This is a genomic window from Amycolatopsis sp. NBRC 101858 (genome assembly GCF_030269325.1).
In the GTDB taxonomy this organism is placed as follows: Bacteria; Actinomycetota; Actinomycetes; order Mycobacteriales; family Pseudonocardiaceae; genus Amycolatopsis; species Amycolatopsis ponsaeliensis.
Map to the genome: position 1 here is coordinate 255,864 of NZ_BSTD01000009.1, position 24,374 is coordinate 280,237.

General features: G+C 72.9%; 13 protein-coding genes and 1 pseudogene. 8 read left to right on the forward strand and 6 right to left on the reverse strand.

The window, feature by feature from the left end; all coding sequences use genetic code 11:
- Window positions 1–51: 51 nt before the first annotated feature.
- Window positions 52–318, reverse strand: a complete 267-nt coding sequence (locus QSK39_RS51600) for a hypothetical protein (RefSeq protein WP_285485193.1) — start codon at window positions 316–318, stop codon at window positions 52–54.
- Between the two features lie 117 nt (window positions 319–435).
- Window positions 436–1,203, reverse strand: a complete 768-nt coding sequence (locus tag QSK39_RS51605; protein WP_353051131.1) for a thioesterase II family protein — start codon at window positions 1,201–1,203, stop codon at window positions 436–438.
- 163 nt (window positions 1,204–1,366) lie between these two features.
- Between QSK39_RS51605 and QSK39_RS51610 the strand changes: the two genes are divergently transcribed.
- Window positions 1,367–3,949 (forward strand): helix-turn-helix transcriptional regulator, encoded by a 2,583-nt coding sequence (locus QSK39_RS51610; RefSeq protein ID WP_285485194.1) that lies wholly within the window; start codon window positions 1,367–1,369, stop codon window positions 3,947–3,949.
- On the forward strand, window positions 3,946–4,119 hold the full coding sequence (locus tag QSK39_RS51615; protein ID WP_285485195.1) for a hypothetical protein: 174 nt from the start codon (window positions 3,946–3,948) through the stop codon (window positions 4,117–4,119). The genes QSK39_RS51610 and QSK39_RS51615 overlap by 4 nt, the downstream gene beginning before the upstream one ends.
- Window positions 4,120–4,175: 56 nt before the next feature.
- On the opposite strand, the gene QSK39_RS51620 is transcribed toward QSK39_RS51615, so the two are convergent.
- Genes QSK39_RS51620 through QSK39_RS51630 form a run of 3 tightly spaced genes read right to left on the reverse strand, consistent with a single transcriptional unit; the run spans window position 4,176 to window position 7,161 of the window.
- Window positions 4,176–5,138, reverse strand: a complete 963-nt coding sequence (locus tag QSK39_RS51620; RefSeq protein ID WP_285485196.1) for an NAD-dependent epimerase/dehydratase family protein — start codon at window positions 5,136–5,138, stop codon at window positions 4,176–4,178.
- Window positions 5,139–5,151: 13 nt separating this feature from the next.
- Complete coding sequence (locus tag QSK39_RS51625; protein WP_285485197.1) at window positions 5,152–6,444, reverse strand: nucleotide sugar dehydrogenase; 1,293 nt, start codon at window positions 6,442–6,444, stop codon at window positions 5,152–5,154.
- A 33-nt stretch (window positions 6,445–6,477) separates the two neighbouring features.
- Window positions 6,478–7,161: a PIG-L deacetylase family protein gene (locus QSK39_RS51630; RefSeq protein ID WP_285485198.1), complete on the reverse strand. Its 684-nt coding sequence runs from the start codon at window positions 7,159–7,161 to the stop codon at window positions 6,478–6,480.
- 297 nt (window positions 7,162–7,458) lie between these two features.
- Between QSK39_RS51630 and QSK39_RS51635 the strand changes: the two are divergent.
- A pseudogene (locus tag QSK39_RS51635) lies at window positions 7,459–18,264 on the forward strand (SDR family NAD(P)-dependent oxidoreductase); the annotation flags it as partial.
- A gap of 276 nt (window positions 18,265–18,540) precedes the next feature.
- On the opposite strand, the gene QSK39_RS51640 reads toward QSK39_RS51635, so the two are convergent.
- Window positions 18,541–19,266: a TetR/AcrR family transcriptional regulator gene (locus tag QSK39_RS51640; protein ID WP_285485200.1), complete on the reverse strand. Its 726-nt coding sequence runs from the start codon at window positions 19,264–19,266 to the stop codon at window positions 18,541–18,543.
- 76 nt (window positions 19,267–19,342) lie between these two features.
- Here QSK39_RS51640 and QSK39_RS51645 point away from each other — a divergent pair, with 76 nt between their 5' ends.
- The 5 genes from QSK39_RS51645 (at window position 19,343) to QSK39_RS51665 (ending at window position 24,370) form a co-directional block, all read left to right on the forward strand.
- Entirely contained in the window at window positions 19,343–19,774 is a 432-nt protein-coding gene (locus tag QSK39_RS51645; protein ID WP_285485201.1) for a hypothetical protein, read from the forward strand.
- 110 nt (window positions 19,775–19,884) lie between these two features.
- Complete coding sequence (locus tag QSK39_RS51650) at window positions 19,885–20,121, forward strand: hypothetical protein (RefSeq protein WP_284746750.1); 237 nt, start codon at window positions 19,885–19,887, stop codon at window positions 20,119–20,121.
- A complete protein-coding gene (locus QSK39_RS51655) occupies window positions 20,118–20,885 on the forward strand; it encodes an ABC transporter ATP-binding protein (protein ID WP_285485202.1) in 768 nt (255 codons plus the stop codon). Before QSK39_RS51650 ends, QSK39_RS51655 begins: the two co-directional genes overlap by 4 nt.
- A complete protein-coding gene (locus QSK39_RS51660) occupies window positions 20,882–23,437 on the forward strand; it encodes an ABC transporter permease (protein WP_285485203.1) in 2,556 nt (851 codons plus the stop codon). The genes QSK39_RS51655 and QSK39_RS51660 overlap by 4 nt, the downstream gene beginning before the upstream one ends.
- A 99-nt stretch (window positions 23,438–23,536) precedes the next feature.
- A complete protein-coding gene (locus QSK39_RS51665; RefSeq protein ID WP_285485204.1) occupies window positions 23,537–24,370 on the forward strand; it encodes a nucleotide disphospho-sugar-binding domain-containing protein in 834 nt (277 codons plus the stop codon).
- Window positions 24,371–24,374 lie beyond the last annotated feature (4 nt).

The following is a 24,374-nucleotide window of genomic DNA, read 5'->3' on the forward strand; positions in this document are numbered from 1 at the left end:
AGCCGAAACCAACCCCCGGACGAACGCCCCCAGGCGTCCGCCGCGGGGGGCTCACACCTCGGCCAGCAGCCCCAGGGAACACAGCGAGCCCGCCAGCAGGATCATGTCGTAGCGGGTGTCCTCGACGTCCGTCTCCCACAGGGCCGCCAGGACCGCGCTCGCCCGGTCCACGTCGCCGTTGTGCTGCTTCAGCGCGATCCACATCGCCGCCGCCACCGGCTCGCACTCGACCTGGCGGCTCGTGTTGCGGCAGCTCAGCCGGAGGTGGCCGTTGGGGAGCATCCGCTGGGTGACGCCGGGAACGGTCTGGATCGCCATCATGACTACCTCCGGGGGCAGGTCGTTTTCTTCGATGTACCCAGTTTCGCGGACCGGGGCCCGCCGAACCATGGGGTCGGCACCTGAACTCCGCCTGGGGTTTCCCCACCCCACCCCCTAGGGGCTCCAGTCACCCAGCCGGGCCTTGACACTGGCCAGCACGCCTTCCAGCTGCGCGTTCAGGTAGAAGTGCCCACCGGGGAACACCTCCACGACGCACTCGCCGGTCGTGTGGGCGCGCCAGGCGTCCGCCTCGGCGATCTCCGTCACCGGGTCGTCGTCGCCCACCAGGACGTGGATCGGGCATGCCAGCTCGGTTCCCGGGCGGTGGCGGTACGTCTCGACCGCCGTGTAGTCGCCGCGGATCGCGGGCAGCACCATGCGCAGCAGCTCGTCGTCGCCCAGCACCGCGCTGTCGGTGCCGCTGAGCTCCTTGAGCGCCGCGATCAGGCCGTCGTCGTCGCGCTGGTGGACGTACTCGATCCGCTGGGCGGACGGCGCCCGGCAGGCGGACGCGAACAGCCCCAGCGGCGCCGCGCCCCGCGCTTCGAGCCGGCGGGCGACCTCATAGCCGAGCGTCGCGCCCATGCTGTGGCCGAAGAGCGCCACCGGCCGGTCGAACCACGGGCCGAGGTCGTCGGCGATCGCGTCGGCCATGGCGTCGACGTCGTCGTAGCAGCGTTCGCCCAGCCGGTCCTGGCGGCCGGGGTACTGGACGGCGACGACGTCGGCGTCGAGCCCGGCGGCGGTGGCCGCGCGCGAGAACGGGAAGTAAGCCGTCGCGGACCCGCCCGCGTGCGGCAGGCAGACGAGCCGCACGGCGGCGTCGTCGGCCACGTGGAAGCGCCGGATCCACCGGCTCGTTCGTTCGTTCAGGGCAGTCACAGTTTCCGAAGTGTTCGGGGCTTTCCCCGCACTGGCAACCCCTACCGAAACTGTGTCGGATTCACTCCGTTGGGTGACTTTAGATCGCGGTTGGCCCTGCTTAGGCGCCTGCTGCGAACGTCGTAGGGGCAGGAAGACAACCGCCTGCTTCGAGGAGCTTGCGATGGGCGCGATCTGGGGGCAGAACCGCCGCGAAAATCCGCAGGGGGCCTTGGCTTTTCTCGAGGACCTGTTGATCGAATGCGACGCCGGCGTGGGAGAGACGGTGCTGGTCGGTGGGGGACCGGCCAGCGGGAAGACACACCTGCAGCACCAGGTGGTGGTGCGGGCCAAGGAACTGGGGATCGTCACGCTCACCGCGGCCGGCGCCGCCGACGAGCGTGACGTCGACGGCGGCGTGATCGACCAGCTGCTGGCGAGCCCGCTGCTGCCGCCGTCCCTGACCGGGAGCGCGGCCGACGAGCGTGACGTCGACGAGCGGATCGCCGAGCTGTGCAGCGCGATCCACCGGCTGGCCCGGGAACGCCCGGTGCTGGTGGCCGTCGACGACCTCCACCACGTCGACGAGACCTCGGCGCGGCTCCTGCTGCGCCTGCAGCGGCGGGCGCCTTCAGCGGCGCTGCTGCTGGTCCTGAACCACGCCGACGGCTCGTACGCCGATTCGCCGTTCACCTCGCTGCCGCACCGGCACGTCGAGCTGACGCCGCTGTCGGTGCAGGCCATCGCCGAGCTGGTGGAGGGCGACGGGCTGCCCGAACGGATCCACGAGCTGAGCGCCGGGAACCCGCTGCTGGTCCGGGCGCTGGTCGACGCCCACCGCGGCAGCGCGGACACCGGCTCGGCCTACTCCGAAGCCGTGCAGCGGCTGCTGCACCGCTACGGCTCGCCACTGCGCGAGGTGGCGACCGCGATCGCCGTGCTGGACAGCGACGTCACCACCGAGGCCGTCGCCATCGTCGCCGGGGTCGACCCCCTGGAGGCCGAGGCGTCCACCGGGCGGCTCGCCGACGCGGGCCTGGTCGCGGGCTTCCGGTTCCGGCCGCCGGCCGCCGCCGCGGTGGTGTGCGGGCTGCGCGGGCCGGAGAAGGTCCGCCTGCACGTCCGGGCCGCCGAGGTCAAGCACGCCCGCGGGCTCAGTCCCGCCGAAGTCGCCCGGCACCTGGTCGCCGCCGGCGAGGCGGAGGCCGAGTGGGCGCTGCCGGTGCTGGTCGCGGCGGCGGAGCAGGTGATGCTCGGCGACGACATCGACTTCGCCACCCGCTGCCTGAAGCTCGCCGCGTCGGTCGCGAAGGCGCGATGGGAGCAGCAGACGATCTCCCAGCTGCTCGCCAAGATCACCTGGCGCGTCAACCCGGCCGCCGCCGCGCCGCACCTGAGATCGTTGCGCGAGGCGGGCTCGCTGGACGCCTCCGACCGGCTCGGCCTCGCGCGGCAGTCGCTGTGGCTGGGCGACCGCGACACCTTCGAGCGCGCGTTCGCCGCGCTCGAGAACGACGTCGAACCGCTCGACCCGCGCACGTCGGCGGAGCTCATCCTCGCCGGCTACTGGCACTACGGCGTTACGACGACGACAGCCGACCCGGGCGATCCCTGGCTGCACACGGCGAACTCGCTGGCCGCGATGTGGCGCACCGGGGGTACCGAGACGACTTCGGCGTGCGCGGAACGGATCCTGCAGAACTGCCGGCTTTCGGACACTTCGCTGGAGGCGCTGGCGACCGCGATCCTCGCGCTGGCCCACGACGACAAGGCCGACCGCGCGGAAGGCTGGTGCACGTCGCTCAGCGAGGAAGCCGAATACCGCGGCGCCATCACGTGGAAGGCGATGCTCGACGCGATCGGCGCGAGCCTGCGGCTGCGCCGGGGCGACGTCCCCGGTGCCGTGGACCTGGGCACGCGGGCACTGGGCATGCTGGACGCGCCGAACTGGGGCGTCGCGATCAGCTACCCGCTGGCCACGCTGCTGATCGCGCACACCGCGGCCGGGGCGTTCAAGGACGCGGCGGCGGTGCTGCGGCACCCGCTGCCGGACGCGGTGTGGGCGACCCTGGGCGGCGTCCGCTACCTGCGGGCGCGCGGGCACTTCCACCTGGCGACCAACCGCGGTCTCGCGGCCGTGAGCGACCTGCAGCAGTGCCGGCGGATCCTGCACGAGCAGGACCTGGAGCTCCCGGCGGTCCTGCCGTGGCAGGCCGACCTCGCGGAGGCGAACCTCGGGCTGGGCAACACGGCCATGGCGGTCGAGCTGGCCCGGCAGTCCCTGGCGGGGCCGGCCGACGCGTACTCGCGCGGGTCGGCGCTGCGGGTGCTCGCGCTGGCCGGTGACGCGGCGGCCCGCCCGGGGCTGCTGAACCGGGCGGCGGAGGCGTTCAAGGCGTCCGGCGACCGGCTGGAGCTGGCCAAGACGATGCGCACGATCAACCACCTGAGCCAGCGCGCGGAACGCGCCGGCAGCCTGGTGAAGGCGGTGCACGTGCCGCGGCAGGGCCGGTCCCGGCCGGCGGTGCCCCGCCCGGTCGCGCGCCCGGAGCCGGTGGCGTCGTCGTCGGCGTCCGTGCTGAGCGAGGCGGAGCTGAGGGTGGCCGAGCTGGCGGTGGAGGGCCGGACGAACCGGCAGATCGCGGAGACGCTGTACATCACGGTGAGCACGGTGGAGCAGCACCTGACCCGGGTGTACCGCAAACTGGGCGTCGCCGGCCGGGCTGCGCTGGCGGGCGAGTTCGCCGACGCCGAGGGTGCGCAGTGAAGGTGCTGTTGAGCGAGGTGGAGCTGCGCGTGGCCGAGCTGGCCGCGGACGCGACGGAGCTCGAAGCCATCGCGGAGGCGCTGGGCATCCCGGCGTCGGAAGCAGGCGGTCTCCTCGAGGCGGTCTACCGCAAGCTCGGCCCGCCACCGAAGAACCCCGCACCGCGATGAAGGGGCCTTTCCCCGCACCACGCGAGGAAAGGCCCCTTCGGTACCGCGGGAGCGGCTCAGGAACCGCGCTGGTCGGCGACCACCGCGGCGATGATGTCGTCCAGCGTCCGGGTCGGCGAGAAGCCGATCTGCCCCTTCGCCTTCGTGCAGTCCGGGATGCGGCGCTGCATGTCCTCGTACCCGTCGCCGTACGCCTCCTCGTACGGCACCTTCGCGATCGTGCTCGCCGAGCCCGTCGCCGAGATCACGCGCTCGGCCAGCTGGGCGATCGTCGTCTGCTCGGTGCTGCCGAGGTTGAACACCTTGCTGTACGCCGTTTCGTCGGCCAGCAGCGCCACCAGCGCCGGGACGACGTCGTGGACGTGGCAGAAGCACCGCGTCTGCTGGCCGTCGCCGAACACCGTGATCGGCTCGCCCGCCAGGGCCTGCTTGACGAACCGCGGGATGACCATGCCGTAACGCCCGGTCTGGCGCGGGCCGACCGTGTTGAACGGGCGGACGATCACCGTGCGCAGGCCGTGCTCGACCGCGTACAGGTACGCGAACGTCTCGTCCAGCGCCTTGGCCTCCGCGTACGACCAGCGGTTCTTCAGCGGCGAGCCGATGATCCGGTCGGCGTCCTCGGTGAGGCCGTCGGCGGTGTTCTTGCCGTAGATCTCGCTCGTCGACGCGACCAGGATCGGCACGTCGTGCTGCAGCGCCGCGTCCAGCATGGTCTCCGTGCCGTGCAGGTTGGTGCGCAGGCTTTCCATCGTCTTGTCGAGGATCGTGAAGACGCCGACCGCGGCCGCGAGGTGGAAGATCGCGTCGATGCCGGCCATGCAGGCCTCGACCGCCGAGGGGTCGGTCACCGAGCCGCGGACGAACCGGAACGCCGGGTTGTCCCGGACGCCGGCGAGGTTGTCGAGCGTGCCGGTGCTGAGGTTGTCGAGCGCGACGACCTCGTGGCCGTGCTCCAGGAGGTGCTCGGTCAGGTGGGAGCCGATGAAGCCGGCGCCGCCGGTGATGAGGTAACGCACGTCGGAAGTCCTCTCAGTTCGCGAAGAGCGCGGGGTCGAAGCGGTAGGTGGCATCGATGACGAGCGGGCACTGCCCGAGCCAGTCGTACCCGTGGCCGGGCTGGACGGTGTGGATCAGCGCGACGTCCCAGTCGTCGCCGTCCGGCTCGACGACGCTGTCGAGCTGGCCGCCGGTGACGCGGATGGTCGACACGAGCGGGTCGTGGTAACCGACCTTCGCGCCCTTCGCCGCCAGCAGGTCGATGATGTCCAACGCGGACGACGACCGGACGTCCTGGACGCCGGGCTTGTACGTCACGCCGACCACCAGCACGCGCGTGCCCGCCAGGCCCTTCCCGTTGCGGGACAACGTGTTGGCGATGCGGTCGACGACCTGCTTGGGCCGTTCGGCGATGGCGTGCATGGCCTGCGTGACGAGCGGTGCGTTGTGCTGCGTCGCGCGCAGCTGCCAGAGCAGGTAGTGCGGGTCGCAGGGGATGCAGTGCCCGCCGACACCCGGGCCGGGGTGGAAGGCCATGAAGCCGTAGGGCTTGCTCGCCGCCGCGTCGATCACCTCGATCGGGTCGATCGAGAAGCCGTCGCTGATCTCCGCGAACTCGTTGGCCAGCGCGATGTTCACCGCGCGGAAGGTGTTCTCGTACAGCTTCGTGAGCTCGGCGACCTCGGCCGAGCTGACGCAGTGCACCGCCGGGGTCAGCAGGTTGATCACGCGCTGCGCCATCGCGGTGCACGCCGGCGTCACGCCGCCCAGGACACGCGGGGTCTCCTGTTGCGTGTGCGTGACGTTGCCGGGGTCGATGCGCTCGGGGCTGGACGCGACGAAGATGTCGCGGCCGACCTTGAACCCCTTGGCGACCAGCGGCTTCACCAGCAGCCGCCCGGCGGTGCCGACGTAGCTGGTGGAGGTGAGGATCAGCGTCTGGCCGACCCGGGCGTGCGCGATCAGCGCCGTGCAGGCGCTCTCGAGCGGGCCGAGGTCGGGCATCAGGTACTCGTCCAGCCCGGTCGGCACGCACACCAGGACCGCGTCGGCCTCGGTCATCCGCGCCAGGTCGGCGGTGAGCTGGAAGTCCTCCTGGTGCACGGCTTTCTCCAGCCGGCGGTGGTCGGCCTCGATCAGGTCGACCTCGCCGGAGCGGATCGCGTCGAGGCGGTTCTGCGAGAGGTCGATGCCGATGATGCCGACCCCGCTCTCGTGCAGGCCGAGGGCGGTCGGCAGGCCGACGTACCCCATTCCGATGACGGCGACGGAGGTCAGCTCGTTCAGTTCGGCCAGGATTTCGTGTTCAGCGACAGTACTCGTCATTGCGGTTCACCCGTCTCTTGCACGGTGGAAGGGTCAGTGCACGACCCGGACGATTTCGAAGGCTTCGGCGAGTTCGGTGGAGATCTGCGAGCCGCGGTATTCGGCGAGGGCGCGCACGCCCCGCTCGCTGCGCGGGTGGGGCCAGGGCTCGAGTTCCTTGCCGTACGCGCGCAGCGCTTCGATCTTGCGCTCGACGTGCGTCTCCTCGAGGCGCTGCCAGCAGTTGGGGCGGAAGGTGACCGGCAGCCCCGACGCCTCGCCGACGTCGGTGGCGGACCGGATCTCGAAGGTCCGTACCTCCTGCACGCTTCCCTTGCCCGGCCGGCCGGCGACCCGGGCGGCGCGGCTGACGAGGGCGTGGTCGGTGCTCAGGTCGCACATGCTCGTGGTGAGGATGGTGTCGGGCTCGAAGTCCCGGACCTCGTGCTCCACCACCCGGTTGAGCTCGAGGTGGCTGACGGTGTCGAGGCGGTTGTCCCCGAACTCGTGGATGCGCACGCGTTCGATGCCGAGCGTCTTCGCGGCCAGCTCGATCGCGGCGGTGCGGTTGACGACCCCGGCGCCGTTCGAGGACCGCGAGCCGTCGTCGTTGGTGAGGATGCAGAGCGAGATCGTCACACCCTCGTCGGCGAGCCGGGCGATGGTGCCGCCCGCGCCGAGCGTTTCGTCGTCGCCGTGTGCTCCCACGACCAGCAGCTTGCCAATTTTCCTGTGCATACCGGATCCCCAGTCTTCGTGCTGATGGAAGTGCCGTCGCACGGCATCACGGGCAACGGAAGTTTCTTTCACGAAATCTGACATCCGCCGGTCGCGACCGACAACCCCTAAAGACCGTCTAAAGCGGACCTTGGCGGGGGCGCGGGACGGCGGCTAGGGGCGCGGTTCCCGCGTTGTCCGGGGCCATTAGGGGTGGGTGCGCCCGCGGCGCGCTCGTATCGTCGATCGCATTGCTGTGGGGGTGCGCGATCCCCCTTTCCAGCGCAGGCGACGTGGAAGGAAAGAGGACTCGTGGGCAACTCCGAAGACAAGCTGGTCGGTGCGCTCCGTGCCTCCCTCAAGGAGAGCGAACGGCTGCGCGAGAAGAACCGGCGGCTGACCGAAGCCGCGCGGGAACCGATCGCGATCATCGGCATGGCCTGCCGGTTCCCGGGTGGCGCCACGACCCCGGAAGAGCTCTGGCGGCTGCTGGACGGCGGCGTCGACGCGATCGGCGAGTTCCCCGAGAACCGCGGCTGGGACCTGGACCGGCTCTACGACCCGTCCGGGGAGCGCCCGGGCTCGAGCTACGTGCGGGAGGGCGGTTTCCTCCACGACGCGCTGGAGTTCGACGCCGACCTCTTCGGCATCAGCCCGCGCGAAGCCCTGCTCATGGACCCGCAGCAACGGCTCCTGCTGGAAACTTCCTGGGAGGCCTTCGAACGCGCGGGCATCGCCCCGCATTCGGTGAAGGGCAGCGCCACCGGCGTCTTCGCCGGCACGATGTACCACAACTACCAGGGCAGCTACGGCTCTTCCGGCGTCATCTCCGGCCGGCTCGCCTACACCTTCGGCCTCGAAGGGCCCGCCGTCACCATCGACACGGCGTGCTCGTCTTCGCTCGTCGCGCTGCACATGGCCGTGCAGGCCCTGCGTTCCGGCGAATGCTCGCTCGCGCTCGCGGGCGGTGTTTCGGTGATGTCGACGCCGCGCACCTTCGTCGAGTTCAGCCTCGACGGCACGCTCGCCCGCAGTGCCCGCTGCCGCGCCTTCGCCGACTCCGCCGACGGCACCGGCTGGTCCGAGGGCTGCGGGATGCTGCTGGTGGAGAAGCTGTCCGACGCCCGCCGCAACGGCCACCCGGTGCTCGCGATCGTGCGCGGCACCGCGATCAACCAGGACGGCGCGTCCAACGGCATGACCGCGCCCAACGGTCCCGCCCAGCAGCGCGTGATCCGCCAGGCGCTCGCGAACGCCCGCGTCAGCCCGGACGAGGTCGACGTCGTCGAGGCGCACGGCACCGCGACCAAGCTCGGCGACCCGATCGAAGCCGGCGCGCTGCTCGCCACCTACGGCCAGGAGCGCACTTCGCCGCTGTGGCTGGGTTCCGTCAAGTCCAACCTCGGCCACACGCAGGCCGCGTCCGGCGTCGCCGGCGTGCTGAAGATCGTGCTGGCCCTGAACAACGAGGTGCTGCCGCAGACCCTGCACGTCGACAAGCCGACGACGCAGGTCGACTGGAGTGCCGGGCAGGTCGAGCTGCTCACCGAGCGGCGCACCTGGGAGCGTAACGGGCACCCGCGCCGCGGCGCCGTCTCGTGCTTCGGCCTGAGTGGCACCAACGCCCACGTCATCCTCGAAGAAGCCCCGGACCCCGAGGAAACCGAGGAGACCCCGCGCGACGACGCCGCGATCCCGTTCGTGCTGTCCGGCCGGACGCCGCAGGCGCTGCGGGCGCAGGCCACGCGGCTGCTCGCGGACCTCGACGGGAACCCCGCGCTGCCGCTCGACGTCGCCGCGACGCTGGCCGCCGGGCGCACGCACCTCGACCACCGCGCCGCCGTCGTGGCGAGCGGCCGCGACGAGCTGATCGCCGCGCTGCGCGCGTTCGCCGACGGCGAGCCCGGCGCGCTGACCGGTGTCGCCCGCGGCGAAACGAACACCGCGTTCCTGTTCTCCGGCCAGGGTTCCCAGCGGCCCGGCATGGGCCGCGAGCTGGCGAAGTACCCGGCGTTCGCCCAGGCGTACGCCGAGACCTGCGCCGAACTGGACCAGCACCTCGACCGGCCGATCCGCGAAGTGATCGACACCGACGCGGACGCGCTGTCGCAGACCGGGAACACCCAGGCGGCCCTGTTCGCCTTCGAGGTCGCGTTGTTCCGGCTGGTCGAGTCGTGGGGCCTGGTCCCGGACGCCGTCTGCGGCCACTCCATCGGCGAACTCGCGGCCGCGCACTGCGCCGGTGTGCTTTCCCTCGCCGACGCCGCGAAGCTGGTCGCCGCCCGCGGCCGCCTGATGCAGGCGCTGCCGGCCGGCGGTGCGATGGTCGCCGTCGAAGGCACTCCGGACGAGGTGGCCGCCTACGATCCACAAGGGACAGTCGACGTCGCCGCCGTCAACGGCCCGCGCTCCGTCGTCATCTCCGGCGACGAAGACGCGGTGATCGCGATCGGCGACAAGTTCGTCGACGCCGGCCGCCGGACGACGCGGCTGAAGGTCTCGCACGCGTTCCACTCGCGGCTGATGGACCCGATGCTCGCCGAGTTCCGTGCCGTGGCGAAGAGTCTCACCTACGCGCAGCCCGAGCTGACCGTCGTCTCGAGCGTCACCGGCGCCGAGGTCTCCGCCGAGCTGACCGATCCCGAGTACTGGGTGACCAACGTCCGGCAGCCGGTCCGGTTCGCCGACGCCGTGCGCGCGCTGGCCGCCGAGGGCGTCAACCGGTTCCTGGAGCTGGGCCCGGACGCGCCGCTGACCGCCGCCGTCCCGCAGTCCGCCGACACCGCGGTCGCCGTCGCGGCGCAACGCCGGGACGTCCCGGAAGACGTCGCCATCGCCACCGCGCTCGCCACCCTGCACGTCCGCGGTGTCGTGCCGGGCTGGGCCGCGCACTTCGCCGCCCGCGGCGCGGGCCGCGCGGACCTGCCGACCTACGCCTTCCAGCACCAGCGGTACTGGCTGGAGGTGTCGAACGAGTCCGGCGACGTCTCCTCGATCGGCCTCGACCCGGTCGACCACCCGCTGCTCGGCGCGGCCACCCTGCTGGCCGACGCCGACGGCGTGCTGCTGTCCGGCCGGATCTCCGCCGCCACCCACCCGTGGCTCACCGACCACGTCGTCGGCGGCGCGATCCTGTTGCCCGGTACGGCTTTCGTCGAACTCGCCGTCCGCGCGGGCGACGAGGCCGGCTGCGGCCGCGTCCGCGACCTGACCCTGCACGCGCCGCTGGTGCTGCCCGCCAAGGGCGCCGCGCGGATCCAGGTGCGGATCGGCAAGCCCGCCGCCGACGGCTCCCGCCCGATCAGTGTCCACTCGCGACCGGACGACCTCGCCGCGGCCGCCGGCTGGACCCGGCACGCCGACGGCACGCTCGCGCCCGCCACGGCCGCCGCCACGTTCGACCTGAGCGCGTGGCCGCCCGCCGGCGCCGAGGTCGTCGACCTCGACGGCATGTACGAGCTGCTGGCCGAGGCCGGCATGCACTACGGCCCGGTCTTCCAGGGCCTGCGCGCGGCCTGGCGGTCCGGTGACGACATCTTCGCCGAAGTCGCCCTGCCCGAGCAGGACCGGCTCGGCGCCGAAGCGTTCGGCCTGCACCCCGCGGTCTTCGACGCGTCCCTCCACGCCGTCGGCCTGAGCAGCGCCGCGGGGGAGGGCACGACGCTGCCGTACTCCTGGTCCGACGTCGAACTGCTGGCCGCGGGCGCGGCCGCGCTGCGAGTGCACGTCCGGCCCACCGGCGAGCAGACGGTCGAGCTGCGGCTGGCCGACTCCACCGGGGCGCCGGTCGCCCGCGTCGGCACGCTGCGGTTGCGCCGGATCAGCGAGGAACAGCTCGCCGCGGCCCGCGTCGCGCCCGGCACCGACTCGCTCTACCGCGTCGACTGGGTGCCCACGACGCTGCCGGACGCGTCCGAAACGGACTTCACGGTGTACGAGGTGAAGCCCGGCACGAACGCGGCCGCCGCGAAGAAGGCAGTCCACAGTGCACTGTTCGCGGTGCAGGAAGCCGAGGGACGCCTGATCGTCGTCACCCCGGCCGACCTGGCCGGGGCCGCCGTCGCCGGGCTCGTCCGCTCGGCGCAGGTCGAGAACCCGGGCCGGATCGTGCTGGTCGAAGGCACCGCGACGGCGGAGCAGCTCGCCGCGATCGCCGTCGCCGACGAGACGTTCGTCCGCGTCGACGGTGACCAGGTGACCGTGCCGCGGCTGGCCCGCGCGGTGCCCGACGCCGGTGAGACGCCCGAGTGGGGCACGGTGCTGCTCAGCGGGGGCACCGGTGCGCTGGGCAAGCTCGTCGCGAAGCACCTCGTGCGGCAGCACGGAGTCAAGGACCTCGTGCTCGTGAGCCGTCGTGGCCCGGAAGCCGAGGGCGCGGCGGAACTCGTCGCCGAGCTGGCGGAGCTGGGCGCCGAGGCGACCGTCGTGGCCGCCGACCTCGCGAACCGCACGAAGGTCCGTGCTCTGCTGAAGAAGTACCCGGTGAACTCGGTCGTCCACGCGGCCGGTGTGCTCGACGACGGCGTCCTCGCGTCGATGACCCCCGAGCGCGTCGACGGCGTCTTCGACCCGAAGGCCCTCGCCGCCTGGCACCTGCACGAACTGGCCGGTGACCTCACCGCGTTCGTCACGTTCTCCTCGGCCGCCGGCGTGCTGGGCGCGCCGGGCCAGGCCAACTACGCCGCCGCCAACGCCTTCCTGGACGCGCTCACCGCGGTGCGTCGCGCCGAAGGCAAGCCGGGGCACTCGCTGGCCTGGGGCATGTGGGAGTCGGCGGCCGGCATGGCCGGCGAAACCCACGGCAAGCGCGGCCTCGGCGCCTTCGGCGTGGACGAGGGCCTGGCCCTGTTCGACGCCGCGATCGGTGCGGCGGGCGACCTGTACGTCCCGATCAAGCTCGACCTGCCCGCCTTGCGCGAGGCCGGTGGCGGGCTTCCCGACCTGCTGCGCGGCCTCGTCCCGGCGTCGCGGCGGACGGTGTCCGGCCGCGAGGCGGGCGCGGACTCGTTGCTGGGCAAGCTGATCCGGCTGCCCGCGGAGAAGCGCCGCGACCACCTCCTGGACCTGGTGGTCCAGCACTCGGCCGCCGTGCTCGGTCACGGCTCGGCCGACCTGGTCGACGCCGACCGCGCGTTCAAGGACCTCGGCTTCGACTCGCTGACCGCGGTCGAGCTGCGCAACGCGCTCAACGAGGCCACCGGCCTGACCCTGACCGCCACGCTCGTCTTCGACTACCCGACCGCCGGCGACCTCGCGGCGCACCTGCACGAATCGCTGCTGGGCGAACTCGGCGACGCGAGCGAGACCGAAGAAGTCACCGCGAGCACCGACGAGCCGATCGCGATCGTCGGCATGGCCTGCCGCTTCCCCGGCGGCGTCACCACCCCGGACGAGCTGTGGGAGCTCGTCGCGGCCGGCCGCGACGGCACTTCGCGGTTCCCCGAGGACCGTTCGTGGGACCTCGACTACTGGCTCGGCATGGCCTCGGCCGCGGGCAAGGAGCCCAACGGCGGGTTCGTCACCGGCGCCACCGACTTCGACGCCGGCTTCTTCGGCATCAGCCCGAACGAAGCCGTGATGATGGACCCCCAGCAGCGGATGCTCCTCGAAGCGTGCTGGGAGGCCTGCGAGTCCGCGGGCATCGACCCGTTGTCGCTCAAGGGCACCGACACCGGCGTGTTCGCCGGCGTGATGCAGTCCGACTACGACCCGGGCCCGCTCGGCACGGTCGAGCACAACGGCCTGTTCCGCGGCTCCGGCGCGCTCGGCAGCGTCGTGTCCGGCCGCGTCGCCTACACCTACGGGCTGGAAGGCCCCGCGGTCTCGATCGACACCGCCTGCTCGTCGTCGCTGGTGGCGCTGCACCTGGCCGTCCAGGCACTGCGCCAGGGGGACTGCTCGCTGGCCCTGGCCGGCGGCGTGGCCGCGCTGGTCTCGCCGGAACCGTTCGTGCACTTCGACAACAGCGGCACCGCGTCCGACGGCCGGACGAAGGCCTACTCGGCCGCGGCCGACGGCGTCGGCTGGGCGGAAGGCGTCGGCCTGCTCGTGGTCGAGCGCCTGTCCGACGCCCGCCGCAACGGGCACGAGGTCCTCGCCGTGGTCCGCTCGAGCGCGGTCAACTCCGACGGCGCGTCCAACGGCCTCACCGCCCCGAACGGCCCGTCGCAGGAGCGCGTGATCAAGCGCGCGCTGAAGATCGCCGGCCTGAAGACGTCCGAAGTGGACGCCGTCGAGGGCCACGGCACCGGCACCACGCTGGGCGACCCGATCGAAGCGAACGCCCTGCTCGCCACCTACGGCCGGGACCGCTCCGACGACGAGCCGCTGTGGCTGGGGTCGGTCAAGTCGAACATCGGGCACGCGCAGGCCGCGGCCGGCGTCGCCGGGGTGATCAAGATGATCCTCGCGATGCGCCACGGCGAGCTGCCGATGACCCGCCACGGCGACGACCCGTCGCCGCACGTCGACTGGTCCGCGGGCGCCGTGCGGCTGCTCGCCGAGACGATCCCGTGGCCCGACCGGGGACACCCGCGCCGCGCCGGCGTGTCGGCCTTCGGCTACAGCGGCACCAACGCGCACGTGATCCTGGAGCAGGCGCCGCCGGCCGAAGCGGTCGAGCCGGTGCGTGCCGCGGGGGAGCGACCGGCGGTGCTCCCGCCGTGGCTGCTGACCGCGCGCACGCCGGAAGCCCTGCCGTTGCAGGCCGCCGCGCTGCTGACCCACCTTTCCGAGCACCCGGAGCCGGATCCCCTGGACGTCGGCTTCTCCCTGGCCGTGCGCGAGCCGGTGCTGCCCTACCGCGCCGCGGTGGCCGGCGACGATCGGGACGAGCTCGTCGCCGGGCTCACCGCGCTGGCGGCGGGTGAGGACTCGCAGGCCGTCGTGCGGGGGACCGCTCGAAGCGGCCGGACGGCGTTCCTGTTCCCCGGCCAGGGCACCCAGCGGCCCGGCATGGGCCGCGAGCTGTGCGAGGCGTTCCCCGTCTTCGAGCACGCCTTCACGCAGACCAGCGCGCTGTTCGACGGCCACCTCGGCCGCTCGCTGCGTCAGGTCATGTTCGCCGAGGAAGGCTCGGCCGACGCGCAACTGCTCGACCGGACCGCGTTCACCCAGGCCGCGCTGTTCACCATGCAGGTCGCGCTCTACCGCCTGGTCGAGTCGTGGGGCCTGCGCCCGGACGTGCTGCTGGGCCACTCCGTCGGCGAAATCGCCGCGGCGCACGTCGCCGGGGTGCTTGCGCTGAAGGACGCGGTGAAGCTCGTCGCCCACCGCGGCCAGCTCATGCAGGAGCTGTCCGGTGGCGCCGTGGTCGCGGTCGAAGCCGCCGAGGACGAGGTGACGCCGCTGCTCACCGCCGCCTGCGACATCGCGGCGATCAACGGCCCGACGTCGCTGGTGGTCTCCGGCGCGGAGACCGACGTCCTCGCGATCGCCGAGCACTTCACGGCGCAGGGCCGGCGGACCAAGCGGCTGGTGATCAGCCAGGCGATCCACTCGCCACTGCTCGACGAGATCCTCGACGAGCTGCGCGAGATCGCCGAAGAACTGACCTACGAACCCGCCCGGATCCCCGTTGTGTCCACAGTGGACGGCGCGGCGGTTGAGCCGGAACGCTGGGCCGACCCGGAGTACTGGGTGGCCAACTGCCGGCAGTCCGTCCGGTTCCTCGACGGCGTCCGCGCCCTCGAAGCCGCCGGCGTCAGCCGGTACGTCGAGCTCGGCACCGACGGCACCCTCGCGGCGATGACCCAGGGCTGCCTGGCCGGCGACCCGCGCGACGCCGTCGTGATCCCGCTGCGGACCAAGACACAGGCGGAGGTCCGGGGCGCGCAGCTGGCGGCCGGCCGGTTCTTCGCCCACGGCATCGGCCTGACCGGCGCGAAGCTGTTCCGCGGCGCCGAGCGCGTCGCGCTGCCGCCGTACGCCTTCCACCGCAGCCGGTACTGGCCGGACGTCGACATGGAAGCCCTGCACGCCACCGGCGACCTCACCGCGACCGGGCTCGACGCGACCGAGCACCCGCTGGTCTCCGCCTCGCTCGCGGTGGCGGGCTCCACGCAGGTGGTGCTGACCGGGCAGATCTCGGTGCACACGCACCCGTGGCTGGCCGACCACACCGTCGGCGGCACGATCATCTTCCCCGGCGCGGGTTTCGTGGAGCTGGCCGTGCGGGCCGGCGACGAAGCGGGCTGCCCGCGGCTCGACGAGCTGACCCTCGAAGCGCCGCTGGTGCTGCCCGAGCTGGGCAAGGTCCGGCTGCAGGTCGTCGTCGACGAGCCGGACGCTTCCGGCCACCGCGCGGTCTCGGTGTACTCCCAGGCCGACGACCTCTGGATCCGGCACGCCACGGGCGTCCTCGCGCCCACGTCCGGCGCGGAGCCCGCCGGCCTGACCGCGTGGCCGCCGGCGGGCGCCGAACCGATTTCGCTGGACGGGCTGTACGAAGGGTTTGCCGCCGCCGGGCTCGGCTACGGCCCCGCGTTCCAGGGCCTGTCCGCGGCCTGGACCCGCGACGGCGAGGTGTTCGCCGAGGTCGTCCCGGCCGAAGCCGGGGTGGCCGGGTTCGGCTTGCACCCGGCCGTCTTCGACGCCGCGCTGCACGCGATCGGCCTCTGCGACACCGTCACGGTCGCGGGCGGGTTGCCGTTCGCGTGGACGGGAGTCGAGCTGCACGCGGCGGGGGCGTCCCGGCTGCGGGTGCGGGTCGTCCCGCTCGGCGCCGACTCCGTGTCGCTCGAGCTGGCGGACCAGACGGGCCGCGCGGTCGCTTCGGTCGGTTCACTCGTGCTGCGGGCCGGGGCGACGGACGTCTCGGTGGTCCGCCCGCCCAAGTCGCTGCACGGCTGGGCGTGGCAGCCGGTTCCGGTGCCCGCCGGCCGGGTGTCCGACGTCGAGGTCCTCGACCTGCCCACTTCGGGCTCGGTGCACGAGACGCTGACCCGGGCGCTCGACCGCGTGCGGGACCGGCTGAGCGGGTCGCAGGCCACCATGGTGGTGGTCACCCGCGGCGCGGTCGCGCTCGACGGCGAGGACGTCACCGACCTGGCCGGTGCCGCGGTGTGGGGCCTGATCCGCTCCGCGCAGTCCGAGAACCCGGGCCGGTTCGTGCTCGCCGACATCGACGACCACGCCGGGTCGGCGGCCCTGCTGCCGCGGCTCGCGGCCGCCGGGGAACCGCAGCTCGTCGTCCGCAACGGCGTCGCCTACGGCGGGCGGCTGACGCGCCTCGCGCCGTCGGCCGAGGAACCCGCGTCGAAGTTCGAAGGCACCACGCTCGTCACCGGAGCCACCGGCGCGCTCGGCTCCCAGCTGGTGCGCCACCTGGTCACCGAGCACGGCGTGCGGAACCTGCTGCTCGTCAGCCGCCGCGGCGCGGCACCCGGCCAGGTCGAGGAGCTGACCGAGCTGGGCGCTTCCGTCACGGTCGCCGCCTGCGACGCCGCCGATGCCGACGCGCTGGCGGAAGTGCTCGCCGAGCACCCGGTGACCGCGGTGGTGCACCTGGCCGCGGTCGTGGACGACGCGACCCTTCCGTCGCTGACCCCCGACCGGCTGGCCGCGGTCCTGCGGCCCAAGGTCGACGCCGCGCTCAACCTGCACCGGCTGACGTCGAACCTGAGCGCGTTCGTGCTGTTCTCGTCCGTCGCGGGGCTGCTGGGCAACGCAGGCCAGGGCGCTTACGCCGCCGCGAACAGCTTCCTCGACGGCCTGGCCGCGCACCGGCGTGCCCAGGGGTTGCCCGCGCAGTCCCTCGCGTGGGGGTTGTGGGAGGCGACTTCGGGCCTGTCCGAGGCCGACCGGGCGCGGATGACGCGCACCGGCCTGTCCCCACTGTCCACTGAGGAGGGTCTGGCGCTGTTCGACGCGGCGTCCGCCCGGCCGGAGGCGCTGCTGGTGCCGATGAAGGTGGACACCGCTTCGGAGTCCGGCGACGTCCCGCCGGCGTTCCGGGCGCTCGTCCCGCAGACGCGGCGGACGGCGTCGGCCGGCGGCCCGTCGCTGCAGGAGCGCCTGGCCGGACTCGAACCGCTGCGGCGGGAACGGGCCGTGCTCGACCTCGTCCTGGACCGGACCGCGGGCCTGCTCGGCTACTCCGGCGGCAGCGCGATCGAGCCGCAGCGGCACTTCCTGGAGTCCGGGTTGGACTCGCTGACGGCCGTCGAGCTGCGCAACGGGCTCAACGAGGACACCGGGCTGCGGCTGCCGCCGACCGTCGTCTTCGACCACCAGACCCCGGCGGGGCTGGCCGCCCACCTGCTGTCCGAACTGGACGGTTCCGGGCCGGCTCCCGAACCGGCCGGGGAACCCGACGCGCTGGCGGACGTGTTCGCCGACGCGGTGCGGGCCGGGCGGGTCGAGGACGGGCTGAGCATGCTGGCTGCGGTGGCGAACCTGCGTCCCGCGTTCACCTCGTCCGCCGACATCGACGGCCTGCCGGCCCCGGTGCGGCTCAAGGAAGGCACGGCCGGGGCACAGGTGTTCTGCTTCAGCACGCCGGTCGCGACCGGCGGCGTCTACCAGTACGCGAAGCTGGCCGCCGGGTTCGGCGACGACCGCGAGCTGCACGCCGTGCCGATGCCCGGGTTCCTGCCGGGGGAGGCGCTGCCGTCGTCCCCGGAGGCGATCGTCGAGGTGCTGGCGGAGAGCCTGCGCAAGTCCGCCGGCGACCGGCCGTTCGCGCTGCTGGGCTACTCCTCGGCGGGCATCCTGGTGCACGCGGTGGCGGAGTGCCTGGAGCGCGCCGGGACCCCGGCCGCGGGCATCGTCCTCCTGGACACGTACGTGATCAACGGCGACGACGCGATCGGCGACGGCGCGGCGGACCTGGCGAAGGGCATGCTGGCGAACGAATCCCAGTACGGCTCCTTCGACCGCGCGAAGCTCACGGCGATGGCCCGCTACATGGACCTGTTGCCCAGCATCGCGATCGCGGGCATCTCGACGCCGTCGCTGCTGGTCCGCGCGGGCGAGCCGTTCGACGCCGACGCCCGCAACTGGCAGACGACGTGGTCCCACGCCGACGACGTGAAGATCGCCCAGGGGCACCACTTCACGCTGATCGACACGGACGCCCCGACCACGGCCGCCGCGGTGGCCGAGTGGCTCGCGGCCCTGGACTGACGGCCGCCGGACGTCATGAACGACTCTGTCACGGCGTCCGGCGAGGTGAAAGAGTCGTTCATGCCAAGGGTTCCCGGGCCGCGGCCGGCCTCGGCCGCGCCCCGGCGCCGGTGGCAAGTCTTGAATGAGTCGTTCAAGACCTTCGGGCTGCCGCGACCGACCCGCGCTCACCGGCCGGCCGCCGCGACCGGCCGGCTCGCGGACCCGGCTGTGGTGTCGCGAATGACTTATTCGGGACCTCCGGGCCTGGCACACCGGCCGGGCGGGATGGCGGGCTCAGAAGATGCTCGCCATCCCGGCCACTCCCGCCAGCACGGGCTCGAGCCCGGCGGTCAAGAACGCTTCGCGGTCCTCGGCGGTGACCGGGTACCGGCCGTCGGACACCAGGGCCGCCAGCTCGGCCGAGTCGTGCCGAGCGAGGTTGGGTGCGAGGTGGTCGCGCACGGCCGACGCCTCCGCCGGAGTCGTCGGGGTGGCCAGGCGAACCGCCGCGGCGGTGGCGAACCCCGTCACCATCGTTTCGCAGCCGAGCAGGTGCTCGCCGCGGACGCCCGCGGCGGCGCACGCCCGCAGGAGCAGTTCGGTCCACGCGAGGCGGTTCGGGGTCACCGGGTCGCCGCGCATCGGCAGGTCCAGCAGCCAGGGCCGGCTCAGCAGCCGGTCGAGCACCGCCCGCGTCCAGTCTCGGACGTCGGCACGCCACTCGCCCGACGACGCCAGGCCCGCGGGCGGCGGGCCCCAGCCCGCGTCGGCGAGCAGGACCGTCAGCTCCTCCTTGGAGCTCACGTATCTGTACAGCGCGTTGGTCGTCACGCCCACCTCGTGGGCGATGTTCGGCAGCGAGGCGTTGGCGACGCCGTCGGCGTCGGCGAGGCCCACGGCCGCCGCGACGATCTGCGCCACCGAGTGCGACGGCTTGGGCCCGCGGCGCGGCGGCGGTGTGCCGCCCCAGGCCAGTGTCATCCCGGGGGGCAGCTCCGGTGTGGTGTCCCTGTCCAGCATGGTGCGTCTTCCCTGGCGAGTGCTCCGGCAGTAAACTGTGAGAGTCTTACACTGATTTGGGCGGAGGGCGAGCGACGTGAGCGAGAACAGGCCGGTGGCCACGGCCGTCGGCCGGCTCCTGTGGCCGGAGCGTACGCGGGTCACCGAGCTGGATCGCAAGCTCGCCGTCACGCGGATCGAGCACGATCGCGCCGAGGGCCGGTGCGAAGACGCCGAGGTCAGGCTGGCCCGCGTGCGGGTCGCCACCACCCACGCGGAGCTGGACAGCGCCGTCTCCGGCCGGTCCGCATCCGCGGTGCCGCCGATCCTGGAGGCCGCGCCTCGGGTCGGGCTGGCGGTCTGGGTCGTGGTCAGCCTGGTCAACGTCGTGGTCTACCTGACCCTGGGGATGGTCAGCGGCCAGTGGGACGGGCCGTGGGTGCTGTGGCCGGTGCTCGGCGGCGGCCTGCTCGTGCTCGGCCTGTGGTCCACGCGGGAGCGGGACCGCCGGATGCGCCTCGGCGACTGAAGGGCGACCCCTGTCCCGGTCATCGGGGTCCGGGTTCCCCTCGGAGCAGGACTACGTTAAACTGTGCAACCCATACACAGATTTGTTCGTACCTGAGATCGGGGGCCGAGATGGCCGAGACGACAGACGGTTCCACGGCCGGGGGGCGCACGGCACTGAAAGTGGTCACGATCGTGTGGCTCGCCGGCACCGGCATTCACCTGCTGATCTGGCTGATCATGTGCTTCGCGACGCTCAGCCTGCACTCGCCGTTCTTCATCTGGCCGCTGATCGGCGGCGCGCTCATCGTGGTGCCCTGGCACTTCGCGACGCGCAACCGCTCGAACGAACGGATCGCGCGGGGATGACTACCTTGACGACCACCGGGTCGCCCGTCCGGCTGGACTCGGTGAAGAAGACGTACGGGCGCGGCGAGAGCGGTGTGGTCGCGCTTGCCGGGGTCAGCGTGGAGTTCCCCGCCGGCAGCTTCACCGCGGTGATGGGGCCGTCGGGGTCCGGCAAGAGCACCCTGCTGCACTGCGCCGCCGGGCTCGACCGGCCCGACGAGGGCAGCGTCACGCTCGTCGGCGTCGACCTCAAGGGCCGCAACGAGACCCAGCTGACCGAACTGCGCCGCGAGCACGTGGCGTTCGTGTTCCAGTCGTTCAACCTGATGCCCGCGCTCAACGTCGAGGAGAACATCACCCTCCCGATGCTGCTGGCCGGCAAGGAACCGGACCGGGCGTGGATCGCCCAGGTCGTCGAGCGGGTCGGCCTGTCGCAGCGCGTCGGGCACCGGCCCGGCGAGCTGTCCGGTGGCCAGCAGCAGCGCGTGGCGATCGCCCGCGCGCTGGCCGGCCGCTCGGCGGTGACCTTCGCCGACGAGCCGACCGGTGCGCTCGACACGACCACCGCGCTCGAGGTCCTCGGGCTGCTGCGCGAGCTGGCCGACGCGGGGCAGACCATCGTCATGGTCACCCACGACCCGGTCGCCGCGTCGTTCGCCGACGAGGTGCTCTTCCTGGTGGACGGGCAGATCGTGACCAAGATGGCCACCCCGGCCGTCGAGATGGTGGCCGCGGAGCTGGCGCGTCTCGGTGCCCGGGCCAAGCAGGCGAGGGGGCGGCAGTGAGCCCGCGGCGGGTGGTCCTGCGGATGGCGCTGGCCAGCCTGCGGTTCCGCGCGGCCGCCTCGCTGGCGACGTTCGTCGCGGTCCTGGTCGGCTGCTCGCTGCTCATCGCGTGCGGCGGCCTGTTCGAAACGGCGTTGTCGCTCGACGCCCAGCCGCAGCGGCTGGCCGCCGCGCCGGTCGTGGTGACCGGTTCGGCCGGGTTCAAGCTGCCGGACGAGGAGTCGCAGGTCGTTCCCTACGGGGAGCGCTCGGGCATCCCGGCCGGCCAGCTGGCCCAGCTCGCGTCCGTGCCGGGCGTGCGGCAGGTCGTGCCGGACACCACCTTCGCCGCGGTCGTCGTCACCGCGTCCGGGCCGCAGAGCGCCGACGCTTCGCTGGCCGGGCACGGCTGGGACTCGGCCGCGCTGGCGCCTTACTCCCTGGTGGACGGTGCGCAGCCGCGCGCCACGGGTCAGGTCGTGCTGGACGAGGCTTCGGCCGCCACGGCCGGTGTCCGCACCGGGGGCCAGGTCCCCATCGCCGTGAACGGCGCGCCGCCTCGGGACTTCGTGGTCGTCGGCGTCGCGCACGCGGACACGATCGGTCCGGCCCTGTTCTTCTCACCCGCCGACGCCCAGCAGTTCTCGGTGCACCCCGGCACGGTCGACCTGGCCGGGATCTTCCCGGCGGACGGCGTCGACGCCGGTGAGCTCGCCGCCCGGATCGCCGAGAAGGTGCCCGGGCTGAACGTGCTGACCGGCGCGGACCGCGGGTCCGCCGAGTTCCCCGGCATCGACGGCGCCCAGCTGCCGCTGATCCTGCTCGCCGGCGTGTTCGGCGGCATGGTCCTGGTGGTCATGGCGCTGGTGGTGTCGGCGACGATCAGCCTCACCGTGCGGCAGCGGCAGCAGGAGCTCGCGCTCCTGCGGGCCACCGGCGCGACCCCGCGTCAGGTGCACCGCATGGTGCTCGCCGAGACGATGGTGGTGGCGGTGCTCGGCGCGCTCGTCGGGCTGGCCGGCGGCCGCTTCGTCGGCACGGAGATCTTCAGCTTCACGACCGGCAACGGGATGCTCCCGCCCCAGCTGGAGTTCCAGCAGGGGATCATCGCCTTCGGCGGCGGTCTCGTGCTTTCGCTCGCCATCTCGTTCGCCGCCGCGTGGTTCGCCGCGCTGCCGGCGGCGCGGGCCCGGCCGCTGCAGGCGCTCGCCGAGGCGTCCATCCCGCCCGCGAAGGTGAACGACGTGCGCCGCTTCGGCGCGAAGGTGTTCGCCGGGGTCACCGCGCTGCTGGCCGTCGCGACCCTGTTCATGCCGGTGGAGATCGCGTCGGCCGTGTGCGGTCCCGCGGTGCTCACCGGCTCGATCGCCGTCGCGCTGATCGGCCCGGAGCTGATGGCGTTCGTCGCCACGCGCTTCGGCCCGCTGATCCGGCGGGTCGGCGGCCGGGACGCGGTGCTCGCGGTGATCAACTCGCGGACGCGGGCGGTGGCGTTCGCCGCCGTCCTGACACCGATCACGCTGGCCACCGCGGTCGCGCTCGGCAACGTGTACGCCGAAACCACGCAGCAGCACGCCATCATCGGGGCCTACGCCGATCAGCTGCAGGCCGACGCGGTGGTGACCAGTGGCACGGGTGCGGTTTCGCCCGCGCTGGCCGACGCCGTCCGGCAGGCGCCGGGCGTCGGGTCGGTGTCGCCGCTGGTGACCAGCCAGGGCTGGATCGAGGAGCCCTACGACGGCAACGGCAGCGATCCGGGCCGGCTGCTCGGCCTCGACGTCCGCGACGCGAACGGGGTGCTGGCGACGCCGGTGACGTCCGGTTCGCTGGGGGAGCTCACCGGTGAGACGGTGGCGCTGCCCGAAGGCATCGCGGACGACCTGGACCTCAAGCTCGGCGACCAGATCACCATGCGCCTCGGTGACGGCGCGCAGGCGAAGGTGAAGATCGTTGCGTTGCTGGACAGCCCTTCGGGCTACCCCAGCATCGTGCTGCCGGCCGCGCTGCTGGCCCCGCACACGACGTCCGGGGTGGCGAACCGGCTGCTGGTCCGCGCGGCGGACGGGCAGGACGCGGCGGCGGTCGTCTCGGCGGTCACGTCGGCGACGGCGAACTGGCCGGGCGCCACCGTCGGGGACTCCGACGCGGTGACGGAAAGCTTCGCGGCCAGTGCCGACATCGAGGCGATGATCCACTACCTGCTGGCCGTGCTGGCGATCGCGTACGCGGCGATCGCGGCGGTGAACACGCTGGCCGTGGCGGTGCTTTCGCGGCGTCGCGAGTTCGGCGTGCAGCGGCTGGCGGGTGCCCGGCGCGGGCAGGTGCGGTCGATGCTGATGATCGAGGGCGGCATCCTGGCCGTGCTCGGCCTGGTGCTCGGGACGGGGATCTCGCTGTTCACGGTGATTCCCATGGCGCTCTCGTCCGGCACCGTCGTGCCGGTCGGGCCGCTGTGGGTGTTCCTCGCGGTCATCGCCGCGGTGTTCCTGATCGTCTGGCCGGTCACCGCGCTTTCCGCGCGGCTGGCGATGCGGCGCAGCCCGATCGAAGCGGTGACGTTGCCGGGGCAATAGGGAATTTGTAGGGGTTCGCGGGCCGGTTCGGCGCGGATAGTCTCGAATTCGACTATCCGCACCGGGCCGGCCCGGTTTCCTTTTTCTGGAGTGGATCCCATGCGCGTACTCCTGGCCGCTCCGCCGTCGCCCGCGCGGCTGCACAACCTGGTCCCGCTGGCGTGGGCGCTGCGAACGGCCGGCCACGACGTGAAGATCGCGGGGCGGGCGTCGTTCGTCGACGAGATCCTGAGTACCGGTTGCGTGGCCGTCGATCTCGGGACTGAGGACACGGAGTCGGTGGCGCTGGCCGAGTTCGCCGAACTGTGGCGGCCGGACGTCGTGGTCTCTTCCCCGGGAGCCCCGGTTGCGGGCGGAGTCCGGCTGCTCGGCCCGCTCGATTCGTCCGGCACTGGCACTTTCGATACGGTGCCGCCGTCGCTGCGGGACGCGTCGGACGTCCGTCCGGTCCGGCACGTGCCCTACTTCGGCCCGGTGGTGGTGCCGGAGTGGTTGCGCCGCAAGGCAAGGCGCGGCCGGGTGTTGCTCTCGCTGACGGACGCGACGCTGGCGGGCCCGGTGTTCGACGCCGTCGGCGGCCTTGCCGCGGAAGTGGTCTGGGCGACGGACTCCGCGCCGGCCGGGGTATCGATGCCACCCAACGTCCGCCTGGTCGACACGGCACCCCCGGCAGCGCTCCTCCCGACGTGTACCGCACTCATCCACGACGGCGACGCGACGCTCGCCCTCGCGGCGGCGACGCACGGGGTGCCCCAGCTTTCCCTGGTGGAGACGCCGATCGGCGCCCGGATCGCGGCGGTCGGGGCCGGGCTCGTGGGGTCCGCGGAGCAGGCCGGGGAGCTGGCTTCGCTGAGTGCCGCGGCGATCGCGCTGCGGGACGAGATCGCCGCTTTGCCCGCGCCGCGTGAGCTGGTCGGCGCCCTGACCCGCTGATTGT

Excerpts from the sequence above, each read along its gene's own strand:
- QSK39_RS51600 (WP_285485193.1), bottom strand. The coding sequence starts at position 318 with ATGGCGATCCAGACCGTTCCCGGCGTCACCCAGCGGATGCTCCCCAAC.
- QSK39_RS51610 (WP_285485194.1), top strand. The coding sequence starts at position 1,367 with ATGGGCGCGATCTGGGGGCAGAACCGCCGCGAAAATCCGCAGGGGGCC.
- QSK39_RS51625 (WP_285485197.1), bottom strand. The coding sequence starts at position 6,444 with ATGACGAGTACTGTCGCTGAACACGAAATCCTGGCCGAACTGAACGAG.
- QSK39_RS51630 (WP_285485198.1), bottom strand. The coding sequence starts at position 7,161 with ATGCACAGGAAAATTGGCAAGCTGCTGGTCGTGGGAGCACACGGCGAC.
- QSK39_RS51640 (WP_285485200.1), bottom strand. The coding sequence starts at position 19,266 with ATGCTGGACAGGGACACCACACCGGAGCTGCCCCCCGGGATGACACTG.
- QSK39_RS51650 (WP_284746750.1), top strand. The coding sequence starts at position 19,885 with ATGGCCGAGACGACAGACGGTTCCACGGCCGGGGGGCGCACGGCACTG.
- QSK39_RS51655 (WP_285485202.1), top strand. The coding sequence starts at position 20,118 with ATGACTACCTTGACGACCACCGGGTCGCCCGTCCGGCTGGACTCGGTG.
- QSK39_RS51665 (WP_285485204.1), top strand. The coding sequence starts at position 23,537 with ATGCGCGTACTCCTGGCCGCTCCGCCGTCGCCCGCGCGGCTGCACAAC.